This window comes from Helicobacter sp. 11-8110, assembly GCF_003288905.1.
GTDB lineage: Bacteria > Campylobacterota > Campylobacteria > Campylobacterales > Helicobacteraceae > Helicobacter_D > Helicobacter_D colisuis.
The window spans coordinates 17,928-30,947 of sequence record NZ_NHYL01000004.1; the positions used below are offsets into that span (position 1 = coordinate 17,928).

At 33.3% G+C, this 13,020-nt stretch carries 12 protein-coding genes; 3 read left to right on the forward strand and 9 right to left on the reverse strand.

Annotated features, from left to right (window positions below; genetic code table 11):
- Positions 1–4: 4 nt before the first annotated feature.
- The 9 genes from CCY98_RS04845 to CCY98_RS04885 are packed head-to-tail and all read right to left on the reverse strand — an operon-like array spanning position 5 to position 8,536.
- Positions 5–667 (reverse strand): class I SAM-dependent methyltransferase, encoded by a 663-nt coding sequence (locus tag CCY98_RS04845; RefSeq protein ID WP_112057465.1) that lies wholly within the window; start codon positions 665–667, stop codon positions 5–7.
- Positions 667–1,542, reverse strand: coding sequence for a transketolase (locus CCY98_RS04850; protein WP_112057466.1), 876 nt, complete (start codon positions 1,540–1,542; stop codon positions 667–669). The genes CCY98_RS04845 and CCY98_RS04850 overlap by 1 nt, the downstream gene beginning before the upstream one ends.
- Positions 1,539–2,318: a transketolase gene (locus CCY98_RS04855; protein WP_112057467.1), complete on the reverse strand. Its 780-nt coding sequence runs from the start codon at positions 2,316–2,318 to the stop codon at positions 1,539–1,541. Before CCY98_RS04855 ends, CCY98_RS04850 begins: the two co-directional genes overlap by 4 nt.
- A 12-nt stretch (positions 2,319–2,330) precedes the next feature.
- Positions 2,331–3,014: a class I SAM-dependent methyltransferase gene (locus CCY98_RS04860; RefSeq protein ID WP_112057468.1), complete on the reverse strand. Its 684-nt coding sequence runs from the start codon at positions 3,012–3,014 to the stop codon at positions 2,331–2,333.
- Between the two features lie 15 nt (positions 3,015–3,029).
- Positions 3,030–3,644, reverse strand: a complete 615-nt coding sequence (locus CCY98_RS04865) for an SPASM domain-containing protein (protein ID WP_112057469.1) — start codon at positions 3,642–3,644, stop codon at positions 3,030–3,032.
- Positions 3,637–4,143 carry a radical SAM protein gene (locus CCY98_RS04870; RefSeq protein ID WP_112057470.1) on the reverse strand — a complete coding sequence of 169 codons (507 nt, stop codon included), beginning with the start codon at positions 4,141–4,143 and terminating at the stop codon, positions 3,637–3,639. The genes CCY98_RS04865 and CCY98_RS04870 overlap by 8 nt, the downstream gene beginning before the upstream one ends.
- Before the next feature lie 10 nt (positions 4,144–4,153).
- Positions 4,154–5,248 carry a radical SAM protein gene (locus CCY98_RS04875; protein ID WP_112057471.1) on the reverse strand — a complete coding sequence of 365 codons (1,095 nt, stop codon included), beginning with the start codon at positions 5,246–5,248 and terminating at the stop codon, positions 4,154–4,156.
- Complete coding sequence (locus CCY98_RS04880) at positions 5,245–6,189, reverse strand: radical SAM protein (protein WP_258438921.1); 945 nt, start codon at positions 6,187–6,189, stop codon at positions 5,245–5,247. The genes CCY98_RS04875 and CCY98_RS04880 overlap by 4 nt, the downstream gene beginning before the upstream one ends.
- A 1-nt stretch (position 6,190) precedes the next feature.
- Complete coding sequence (locus CCY98_RS04885; protein ID WP_258438923.1) at positions 6,191–8,536, reverse strand: hypothetical protein; 2,346 nt, start codon at positions 8,534–8,536, stop codon at positions 6,191–6,193.
- Between the two features lie 147 nt (positions 8,537–8,683).
- Between CCY98_RS04885 and CCY98_RS04890 the strand changes: the two genes are divergently transcribed.
- The 3 genes from CCY98_RS04890 to CCY98_RS04905 all read left to right on the forward strand — a co-directional run bounded on the left by CCY98_RS04890 (position 8,684) and on the right by CCY98_RS04905 (position 12,876).
- The gene (locus CCY98_RS04890) at positions 8,684–10,267 is read left to right on the forward strand and encodes a flagellin B (RefSeq protein ID WP_112057472.1); all 1,584 of its coding nucleotides are present in this window, start codon (positions 8,684–8,686) and stop codon (positions 10,265–10,267) included.
- A gap of 54 nt (positions 10,268–10,321) precedes the next feature.
- Positions 10,322–12,250, forward strand: a complete 1,929-nt coding sequence (locus CCY98_RS04895; RefSeq protein ID WP_112057473.1) for a motility associated factor glycosyltransferase family protein — start codon at positions 10,322–10,324, stop codon at positions 12,248–12,250.
- Positions 12,251–12,618: 368 nt separating this feature from the next.
- Complete coding sequence (locus CCY98_RS04905; RefSeq protein WP_112057474.1) at positions 12,619–12,876, forward strand: helix-turn-helix transcriptional regulator; 258 nt, start codon at positions 12,619–12,621, stop codon at positions 12,874–12,876.
- Positions 12,877–13,020: the final 144 nt, after the last annotated feature.

Consider the following 13,020-nt stretch of genomic DNA (forward strand, 5'->3'; position numbering starts at 1 on the left):
ATTCCTATTCAAAATAAATAAATTCATAATCACCTTTATATCCAAACTCCCTTGCTATCCATATCCACTCACTAGGGTTTAGAAAACTCTCACAAGTAAGTGCCCAGCATTGAAGATTGAAAAGTTCTTGATTATTTCTATAAGATTCCACCATAATATATTTTTGCTTTCCTACACGCTCAATCTCACTAAAAGCTGTTTTCAAATCAAACAATGCTAAATTATGCAATGTTCCAAGTGAGATTACTAAGTCAAATTCTTCATCCCCAAATGGAAAAGGACTTCGTGCATCATAAACAAATAAATTTTCTGCAACTTCCTCCTTAGCGTTTTTTATTGCATACTCTGAAATATCAAAGCCAACTACCTGTATATTGGGTAAAATCTTTTTAATCTCATACAATAAAAATGCTTTTCCGCAACCTACATCTAAAATTTTGCTTTTATTATTTAATTGATAAATTTCTATCAAATCTCTAGCAACCGCTTCCCATCTTCCATCATATTTATATCCACCATACCCATATCGCCTATCTCCATCCCAAAAATCCTTTTCATATTTCTTAGCAATATCCATACACTCTACTTTAGAATCTGCCATCCTTGTAAAATAATCCCTTTTGGTCTTTTGATGCAATTTTGTAAAAATATTTCGTAAAACACCCATTATAACTCCATTTTCTTTCGCACAGATTCAACGATTCCCTTACAATCAATTCCAAAAAAAGTGCGTCCATAATCACAATTCCCTATTAAATGCACATATTGATTTGGCACACCTAAAATTTCTATATTTGCATTTGTATGAGATCTTAAAAATGTCCCTAAGCCACCATAACTAAAATGCTCTTCAATAACAAAAATAGTTTTATAAGATTCCAAATTAAAGTCCATTGAATTAATAAAAGGCTTACTTGCAACATCACATCCAAGAATTTCACCTGCTTTAAGCACTTCTTGAACGATTGAACTATGAGATAAAAGCAAAATCTCACTCTTGTTTTTCAATAAAAATTGCAATTGTGAAACATCTTGAATCTCCCTTTTATGCAAATTAGGTTCGCCTGCTTTAGGGATTCTAATGTAACTTGGCTTCTTGGAGTGATAAGCATACTGAAAACAAGCCTTTACCTCTAAAGGATCACAAGGTGAAAAAATATTTAAATTTGGCAAACTCAAGGCTAAACCTATATCTTCTAATGCATAATGAGTCATACCACTTGGCATATAGGTAAAGCCACTTCCAGTTCCCACCAAAATAACAGGCAACTCTTGATAGCAGATGTCATTTCTTACTTGCTCATAAGGACGCATCATTACAAATGGAGCAATATTATAATACACAACCTTTCTTCCGCACAAAGCCAAACCAGCTGCCATACTAACACATAATGCTTCATTAATTCCAGGATTGATATATTGCTCTTTATACTCCTCTTTAAATGTATCCCAAACACCAAGCCCAGCATCTCCGCTAATCAAAAATACATTCGAATCTTTTTTGGCTACTTCAATGATACAATTTGCTACTGCATTTCTCATTTTAAAACCTCTAATGCTTTAGAATAAATCTCATCTGTTACCAAATAATAATGCCATTCTAACTTATCCTCCATAAATTCCACTCCCTTACCCTTTATGGTATCACAAATCACACAAAGCGGTCGATTTCTTTTATTTGTAACTACCTCAACAATCTTTTCCTCACAATGTCCATCCACCCGTATGCAATCCCAACCAAATGCTTTCCATTTATCCTCTAATGGTTCAAACTCTACAAGCTCACTAGCCCTGCCATAGCCTTGCAGATCATTTCTATCTATAAATACCACAATATTATCTAACTTCAACTTTGCTCCAAGCATTGCTGCTTCCCAAATACTTCCTTCTTGAATCTCACCATCACCCATTAAAATATAAACATTACGCTTCCTGTCTTCCTTACTCTTTTTAAAAGCCATTGCCATGCCAATGCCAATGGGTAACCCATGCCCTAAACTTCCTGCAGAAATCTCAATATAAGCATGAGAATTCCTATCTGTGTGTGCTGGCAATGTTCCTCCATTTTGGTAATATCCCAAAAGCATTTGTTTATTCATTAAGCCTCTATGGTATAAAGTCGCATACAATGCCATTGCGGCATGTGCCTTTGAAAGTATAAAAATATCTCTAGTTTCATAATTTTGCAAGTTCAAAACTTTAAAATATAAGGCACTTAAAATATCTACACATCCTAAAGCCGAACCAATGTGTGGGCTTTTTGCACGATTAGCAATTTGCAAAATTGTTTTACGAATCTCTTTTGCTGTTTGTGTCATCTATTCAACCTTTCAATATTTTTGTCCAACACATACGGCAAACAAATAATGAGCCATAGGATAAAATCCAGTATGCACAACCTCATCATTCATACTAAAAACAAACACTTGATGAAAATATTTTTTACAAAATTGCTTAAAATCCTCCCCACTTTTGCAATTTACATGTTCCGCCTTGCTCCCCTCACTTGCATACACTTGACTCTCCAAACTAGGTATTCCCAAAATTAACACACCCCCACCCTCAGAAGGATCTTTCAATGCGCGAATAATATTGCGCATAAAAACATCTTCATCTTTTGGATCAATATGTTCAAATACATCAAGCGCATAGATACCATCAAATTCATTTTTACAAGGTTCTTTAGCCAAATCCAAAACTTTTAATTCTATGTTTTCTGGTCTTCCAAGCTCTTTAGCCTGATCAATAAAAACAGGGTCATAATCTGTTGCCACCAATGTCTTGACGTTTTCTGCTACAATAGCTGAATAAAATGCATCAGCACAACCCAATTCTAAAACCTTACCCATTCCAGCAAACATCTTTGAAACAAATTTATAACGAGCTGATGTTAAAGCTAAGCGTATAGGTTGATGAAAGTAAGCATAAGAGCTCATATAACCCATTTTTGCGACTCTACCTTCATCATATTCCTTAACACAATTATTAAAAAATTTCCCTTTAGTTTCCTTCATATTTTCTCCTTTTAATTAAATAAAATTTACATGGCTTACTTGTCTATGCAAAATATCATTTAAAAATTCATTAATTGCATTTGGACGGCAATTTGTTGGACACTTTTGACAATTCAAGTCTCGCTCTAAAAAAGATTTAATTTTTTTTCGTTTCTCTCCATTCCAAATTTCATAAAAGGAATCTTGGTAAATATTACCATACACAAATTCTTCTTTATTCCAATACGGAAGGCAAGTAGCTAAATCTCCAGCAGAATTTAAAGTTGTTATAAAATTACATCCATAGCAATGAGAATAGCTTCTCCCATTTTGTTTATTTAAAAAAGCATTTTCTCTAAAAATAACCTTAAAATTATCATCTTCATAGCTTTTAGCTTCTTTAGCCAAATCTTTAATTTCATCAAAAGAAATAAAACCCTGCCTCTCACTATATTTTTGTTGCTCATTTTGAAAAACAAAAGGTTTAACGGAAATAAAATCTACTCCAGCATTTTTTAAATGGGAAATAGCCGATAATAATGTATCTTTATTTTCGGGCAAAAGCACAAATTGCGAACCCAAATCCACATTTAATTGGTTTTTATTTTTAAAATTAACAGCATATTCTATATTGTGCAATACCTTACTCATTAATTGATATGCCCCCCCCCCCCGAACCTATATTAGATCCTACATTCCTAGAGGGTTTATGAACTTTAGCATAAGTTTGTGCATCCCCACCATTAAAACTAAATCGCAAAAATGTAAGGTAGGGCAATAATTGTTCAGCTAATCTTTCACTCAAAAGTTCTCCATTGCTAAACATACCACAATCAATTCCCACTTCTTTTGTCTTTTTAACAAAATCTGCAATATTTTTATGAATTAATGGCTCTCCTTCCCCAGCATACAAAATACTTTTCAGACCAAGCGAAGCAACTTCATCCAAAAAACTCAAAAATCTGTCTTTATCCAAATGTCTATTAGGATAATCAATATAATCATAGGCACAAAAAATACATCGATGATTGCATAATCCAACAGGAGAAACTTCCATATATATAGGATAACAATCTCCATTTTTCTGAAATTCTGCCACCCTCTCAAAATGGTAATGTAACTTATGGGAATCTAAAAGAAATTTTTTCATTAGATAAATCCTAGATAAAATTTACATGGGAATTTGAATGTTTTAATTCCCATAAATATCGATTAATGGAATCCATTCTGCAATTTACTCTACACTTTTTGATATCTAAATCATTTTGTATAAATCGAATATTTTCCTGCCTCTTTATGCTTTGCCAAATTTGCTTAAAACTCTTCTGATTAATATTTCCATATGAAAAACGATCATCGCCCAAATAACAACTGCAACCATAAACCTCTCCATTAGCACTTATATATCCCCAAAAATATGGAGTAGAATAACATTTTTCATAAAAATTTCTATTTCCAGTTAACTTTTTCATTGTGTCTGACCTAAAAATAATAGAAAACTCTTCACTGCTTAATTCATTTAGGCTTTTTTCTAAAAACAAATATTGACTATAATCTAAACCTTCATATTCTCTAGTTCGACTAAAAAGATGCTGAGAATACGGCTTAATTACTAAATAATCAACTCCAATATCCCTTAATGTAATTGCAAACTCTATAGCGGTTTGGTAATTTTGAGGCAAAAGCAACATTTGCACTCCAATAGTACAAGAGCTTTCTATCTTTTGCCGTATTTTTATTGATTCTTCTAAATTTTTAAGAACCCTGTAAAAATCATTTTCCCTTGTTCTATGAATTTGAGAATAAACTTTTGCATTTCCTGCATTAATGCTAGCTTTAATCCAAGTTGTATTCTTTAGAATCTTAGGCATTTTATCTAGTTTAATAGGAACAAAATTAGTAGTAATAGCTACATCAATTCCAGCTTTTTTTGTTGCCTCTATCATTAAATCAAGATCTCTATGTAACATTGGCTCCCCTTCTCCTGCAAACATTACACTTTTAACCCCAAGCTCAGCCATCTCACGAATTATTTGCTTATAAATTTCCAAATCAATTTTAATATTTTTATATCCCATATAATCAACTCCACAAAATGTGCAACGATGATTGCATGCACCATAAGGAGAAATTTCAACATAAATAGGATAAATCTCTTTTTCTTTTTCCCAATTACCATAAGATTCAAGCCATTGCGATACCCTTGTAGGATGAAAAATTAACTTATGAGAATCGATTCTAAAAATATCACTCATATTCCAAAATAACCTCCATTTAATGCCGCTCTCTCATCGGATGTCAAATCTCTAATATTCTTCATATCCACAGATGTATGACCAAACTCTTGAAATCGATTGGTTTTAACCTTTATATCACAGGGATTACAATGTCCATAAACATAGCAAGGTCGATAAATATCCTTGATTTTAAAATCTGAATCTAAAATATTTCCAATAGGAGTTCTATTTTCGTATAGATCCGAATGACATCGATATATTTTTCCATTTGGTCCTACTATTAATTCTGTTGTCTTACATTCACAATATTTTTCTATTTTTTGCGAAATAGCATCTTGATATTTATAAGTTCCATGCCATCTTTTACCATCAAATCCCAAATACTCTTTAACTCTAAAATCAATGCCTTCTTTTTTGCATTTTTCCTTTATTTCATTGATATGTTCCATGTTTTGCGGTGTTACAACCGAATAAATTCCTACATAAAATCCCGCATCCCGCATCTTATGATGCTTGATTATCAAATCATCAATCTTATTTTGACCGGGATGATAACTCACACGAATCGCAGCATACTTAGCATCCCTAGTAAATTTTTCAACAGGAACTCTTTGAATAAATTCATCAACATCAAACATAAAATTAGTCAGCAAATCTAATTTAAATCTCGAATCAACTCCATTAACAACCTCATAAAAACCTTTATACATGGTGGGTTCTCCACCTTGCAAAGTCAATGGGATATCCTCTCTAGGATTTCCCCTTTCATCTAAAAGACAAATCCGATTAATAAAATCTACCCATTCACTTGGTTTAATTTGCTTTTTACTCACAGAATTCCGAGAAGATCCTCTTTCATTGAGATTAATGCAATAAGAACATGATAGATTACAACTAAGTGTTAAAAATAGTGCTATATAATTATAATGGGGCGGAATATTAATAAAATCCAACTGCATTTTATAAATCCTTTAGTATTTTTATAAAAGAATTAAAACTACGCTTATCCTCTATTTTCTTAATAATCTTGCCAGAAACTATCAATAATTCCATCATTTCAAATCGTAGTTTAGAATCCGCAATAATTCTCTCTAAATGTTCACCATATTCTTTAATGCCATATCCTGCCATATATTGACCAGGAAATTCCCCACTACTGCTTATAAATCTCTTCATTTTAGGCACATACTCCTCTTGATATTCCCTTAAATTATCAGCATTATATATAAACCAATATCCTATTTTTGTCCTAACCCAATTAACATTTGTCCGCAAAATAACTCTGTCATTTTCATTTTCGATAACCTTACAAGAATAATCTGCAATTCTTCTCATCTCATCATCTTGCAAGTCAAAATATTTTGACTTTTTCAATATATCCCTATCAATTTTAGCAGAGTATTTATTGATAATAAAAAGCATATTATCCGCTTCAATAAAATCCTTATATCCCAAAACATCTTCATGAAACTCTTCAATATTCTCAAAATAAACCAAAAACAACTCACTATATTTCAATTCTTTTAATTCAATATTATCAATCTTTATTTTATCATTACGATAGCTTACGGCAACTTTCCCTTTTGCCATAAATTCACTTAAACTCTCCCCTTGTCCCATAGGAAAAGTATCACAAAAAATATCAATAATATGCCCATAAATATGTGGATCCACAAATCCAGGCATAAAAAATCGATCCGAAATTCCAAGCTTTTCAACTTTATCTCTAATTACCGGCATATTTCCACTTCCAGCAGCGATAAAAATCGTATTGGAGTGTTTTTTCATAACCTCTGCAATGCACTCTAAATACTCATCGCTATCCACTTTGACAAGTCTGCCTATCACACCCAAAACCACCGTGTCTTTTGTGATAGGATATTTTGCCTTCTCTGCTTCTATGAGCTTTGGATCTCTTGGTGGATTATAAAATCTTTCAATATCCATCGGCACTAAAAAACTTTTAAAATCATAAGGCGTTGTTGGCGGTATAGCATGACTTATTCTCTCATCAATCCCCACAATATCATACCGACCATTCCCATGACTCCAATAAATCTGCTTAGGAGCACTTCTTGTCGCAAACAAAAAATCTGCACAATCAATGGTGCCTGTAATGATAATAATATCTACCCCTTCACTTAGAAGAGATTGTCTTATTGATAATGCCTTTTGCAAATGTGAGTAATAATAACTATATTGCCTTATTAGCTGATAAGCTGGACATACCACAGGCACTCCAGCCTGCACAAAGCTCTGCATAGCCTCGATTCCATCCTCACTTTTTTGGATATAGTTCATACTATATACAACCAATTCATACTGCTTAGCAAACTCTTCATTTTGCATTAAAGCCTTGCAAAGCGAATATTCTACCTTATAAGGTGAATTTTCAACAATCCTATCTTTAATAAGAGCAATCTTAATCTTTTCTCCCGATTTGCCACCTATACTTGCCTTGCACTTAGAGAGATTCTTGCCATATTCCACATAATAAGGCTCTACAAGTTTTACTACCTTATCATTATATTCTTGCCAATCCTCTTGAGTTTGCGCAGAATTTCCAAACTTATGATAAATATAAAAACTCACATACATTGCCATATCAAGATTGCCTTGTTCTAACAATCCTTTTAAGCAATCAAGCCAAACAGGAAAATTCTCCCTCCATTTTAGATGATTAAAATAATGCCTCACATTCCAAAAACAATGCATATTCCACAAAAATATTGTCTTTTTAGTAAAATCATCAAGCTTAGAGAAATTATCCCATTTCAAAGCCTCTCTTTGAATCTCCAAAATCCATTCCACTGGAATCTCATAATAACACAAAAACTCCCTTGTAAAAGGGTCTAACTCTACCATATAGTTTTCTCTCAAACTCAAATAAATCACTTTGGAGAAAAAAAACTTCACCGCTCCTTCTTTGTCCCCACTAAGCAGCAAAGCGGCACTTGCAAACTCAATAAACAATAGTCTTTCATAATAAGAAGCATTGCTATCTTCCACATAAGGGGAGCAAAAATCAAAATACTTCATAAATCTCTCATCTTTTTTAGATGATTTTCTACCTTCAAAAAGCCCATAAGCCCATAAAATAGACTTATCTAAAATATCCCCCTTAGAAACAATAATTTCTAGAATCTTTTCTTTTAATAAAGCAATAATCTCTTCTCTATAAGAATCTTCTAATTGCTTCTGCCACTCCTGCCCAAAAGCACGGATTAGCAACATACATTCATTAATATTTTCTTTTGTTTTTGCTTCTTTAAGCCTATTTAGAATCTCTTGTGTTTGAATTTCCATAAATTTCTTTCATTGCAAAATTAATTTCCCTTATAATCGGCAAGATTGTATCAAAACTTTACTTAGCTGATTATTTTTTGCCATATTAAAAAGTGGAACATATATTGCTTTAGATTTTGCGAATTTATTTTTCGCAAAGGATGCATAATGAGTTATAGGATATACACAAATGTTAATGCGCTAAACGCACACACTTCTGGTCTTGTAAATAACAGAAACATGTCAGAATCACTAGAAAAATTAAGCTCTGGTTTAAGAATCAATAAAGCCGCCGATGATGCTTCAGGAATGGCGATTGCCGATAGTCTCCGCTCTCAAGCTGCCGCATTGGGTCAAGCTACAAGAAACGCTAATGATGCTATTGGTATTATTCAAACAGCCGATAAAGCAATGGATGAACAAATCAAAATCTTAGACACAATCAAAACAAAAGCTACTCAAGCCGCACAAGATGGTCAAACTACCACAACAAGAAACGCGTTACAAAGTGATATTTTAAGACTTATGGAAGAGCTTGATAATATCGCTAATACAACAAGCTTTAATGGTCAGCAAATGCTTTCAGGGTCCTTTACTAATAAAGAATTCCAAATTGGTGCTTATTCCAATACCACCGTTAAGGCTTCTATCCAACCAACTAACTCTCATAAAATAGGACATGTTCGCTACGAAACAGGGGCTGAGATGTCCGTAAGTGCAGGATCAAGCAATCTTAATGAAGTAACTTTAAAATTTTTAAATACAGATGGAACCAATAACTACGCTATTGAATCAGTAAAAATCTCCACTTCAGCAGGAACAGGAATTGGTGCGTTAGCAGAAGCCATCAACAAAAACTCCGATACTTTAGGAGTGAGGGCAACTTATAATGTAATGGGGCAAGGGGCTGGAGCGATTGCTTCAGGAACCATTAGGGGATTAGTCATTAATGGTATTGCCATTGGAGATGTGAATGATGTCCAAAAAAATGATTATGATGGAAGACTTATTAATGCTATTAATGCCCAAAAAGAAAGAACAGGAGTGCAAGCTTCTTTAAGTATTTCAGGAGCATTACAACTTACAAGCACAGATGGACGAGCGATTTCTGTCCAAGTAACAAGCGGTGCTGCTGTTCTTAATGGAGCTGGAACTGATGGGACAACGCCACTCCAAGGTGGTTCTTTTGCTGGAGTTTCAGGCGCAACACACGCTATTGTAGGACGCTTGACTCTTATTCGCCTTAATGCAAGAGATATTTTGGTATCTGGAACAAATTTCTCTCAAGTTGGCTTACACTCTGGTGCGACCAACATACAAAATGGATCAGGAATCGCACAATACACCGTGAATCTAAGAAGTGTTAATGGTGAATTTGATGCCAATGTTGCTTCTGCTATCGGGGCTAATGCCAATGCAGCTGTTGCTGTTGTTAATGCTAATGGAATTGGGGCTGGAGTAACAAGTTTAGAAGGTGCTATGGCGGTTATGGATATGGCACAATCCGCACAAGAACATTTGGACAAAATCCGTGCTGACCTTGGTTCTGTGCAACAACAACTTGTCTCAACTATCAATAACATTACTGTAACGCAAGTGAATGTAAAATCCGCTGAATCACAAATCCGCGATACAGACTTTGCTGAAGAATCTGCAAACTTCTCTAAAACCAACATTCTTGCACAATCAGGAAGTTTTGCAATGGCACAAGCCAACCAAGTTCAGCAAAATATTCTTAAACTTTTACAATAAGTTCTTTAGCCTTTTTGGCTTTAGACTTTTTAAATCCACACTTCAAGGAATCCTATGTCAGATGCTCTTAACCCAAGACTTGAGAAAAATCTCAAGGCGCTCTATCAAAAAAATCCACTTTTAGCTGCACAACTTAAAATTCTAGAACCAAATAAAAAATATGAAGTGTATATCGGAAACGATCCGCTAAATATTAATATTTACGACAAAGAAAACAAAGTGGCACTTTTCTCCAAAGAACCCTTAGCAGAAATCACTCAAAAAATTAAAGAATTTGAACCTTATAGGCTTTATCCTTTTTTTTATTTTTTTGGAATGGGAAATGGAATTTTTTATAAATACCTTTCTAGCAATCCCGATCTAAAAAAACTCTTTATTTTTGAACCTGAATTAGAACTCATTTATATTGCGCTAAATTTTGTAGATTTCGAACAAGAAATTCTAGAAGAAAAAATTTTAATTTTTTGGACTAAAACAATTAGTTTTGGACAACTTGATCAATACCTTGTTAAAGAAGGTCAATGGATTTATTCTAGAATCTACAATCTTCATATTTATAACAATTATTATGGTAAATACACAGAGGAATGCCTTGATTTAAATGCAATTCTAACAAGAAGTTTGGAGCATCATGTTATTGCAGTTGGCAATGATTCAACAGATGCTTTAATCGGTCTAGAACATCATCTTTTAAACCTTCCAGAGCTTATCACCACTCCAAGTTTTAAAGAATTAATTTCTAATGCAAAAACAACAGACACAGCCGTGATTGTCTCCACGGGACCTTCTTTACACAAGCAAATTCCACTATTAAAAGAATATGCACCCTATATTACAATTATCTCTGTTGATGCATCTTTCCCAATTCTTACCAAACATGGAATAAAACCCGATATTGTTGCAACACTAGAGCGCGTAGAACCCACTGCAGATTTTTTCATCAAAACACCAAAAGAAGCGCAAAAAGGCGTTATTTTTGCCCTTACAAGCATTGTGCATAAAGCCACAACTAACGCGATTACACAAGGCATCAAGTCTTTTAGTATGCGCCCATTTGGTTATACTCGTTTCTTTGATTTACAAGATTATGGTTATGCTGGGATTGGAATGAGTGCTGCTAATATGGCATATGAAATTATTGCGCATTCACGCTTTAAGCGATGTATTTTTATTGGTCAAGATCTTGCATTTTCTAAAGATGGAAAAACCCACTCCAAAGATGCGATTTTTGGAGAAACAGAATCTCAATACAAGCAAAAAGAAAATATAACAGAGAAGCTTATGGTGCCTGCTTATGGTGGAGATGGAGTTGTAGAAACCACTTCAGTGTGGAAAATGTTTTTAAATTTCTTTGAAAAAGACATTGCTGAAACGCCCTATGAAATGGAAGTAATCAATTCAACAGAAGGGGGTGCAAGAATTGCTGGGACAAAAGAGATTCCATTCCTAGAAGCCCTACAATCACTTTCTAAAACAAAAAAGAAGGCAATCAAACTCACCCCTCCTAGCAAAGAGCAAATTAAAGCAAACCAAAAACATATTCAATCTAAAGTAAAAGATTTTTTGGATTATGGTTATAAAAAGAAAAAGATGGTAGAAAAAACTTTTCTAAAAGTTGTCAAAATGACAGAAGAGCTAGAGCACTTAAACAAAGAAAACAAATTAGAAAAAATCAATTTCAAAAAAATGGATAAGATTCTTGAAGAAATTGACGATATTAAGCTTTTCTTTCAGGAAGATATTTTTATTAAAGTTTTTTCTGATGCTGTGCAATCTTATATCGTGCATCAAGAATTAGAATTTGCAAAAATAGCTGTGCGTCCTGTAAAAACACTCATTGAAAAACAAGTCAAACAGATTGATTGGCTTTATGCACATAAATTTTGGCTTTTTTCATTAGCAGGAGGAATGGATGCAACCTTAGAAGTCGCTAAACGAGCAACGAAACAATGGATGAAACTCCCTGCTAAATACAATCAATAACCACAAATAATCACTCCCAATCTAATGGGAGTGATTACTACTTTGTTGCCTCATCAAGCTTTTTATTAGCTGTTTCTTTGGTAGCTTTAATTGTTTTTTCTTTAGCCTCTTCTGCGATTTCATCTCCACTTTTTCCCGATAAAAACCCACTAATCGCTCCAAAACCTATATCTATTGCCTTCTTTGTAATATCATTAGTAAGTTCATCATCAGCCGCAAAGCAAAAATTAGCAAACAGAGCAAATAGTGCTACGATAAATATTTTTTCATTTTTTCAACCTTTTCATAATTTATCCTATAGGATATAGAATTTAGGATTATAACATTGTAAATTTTAAGTATAAATTAATCCTATGGGATAAATCACAATGAATAATCATTTTGGTAATACAACAGAAGAAGAAATTCTAAATTTTTATCAAAACATCTCTAAGATTGTGAGAAATGTGCGACAGAAAAAAGGAATTTCACAGCTAGATTTAGCACTTGAAATAGGCATTAAATCTATCGCTTTCTATTCAAATTGCGAAAGTTGTCGTTACGGAAAACATTTTAATTTAGAGCATCTATACAAAATATCAAAAGCATTAGATGTAGACATTTGCAGCTTTTTTAAATACACATAGTTTTATATGCTGCCAATTTAAATCAAGCTTTATTTTAGCTTCTATCATTCATTACTTCGAGTAAATGCAACCAAAATCTCGAAAAAATAAACCCAAATCCATAATATAATCAAGATTTTAATTAAACACGAAAAAATAATAATT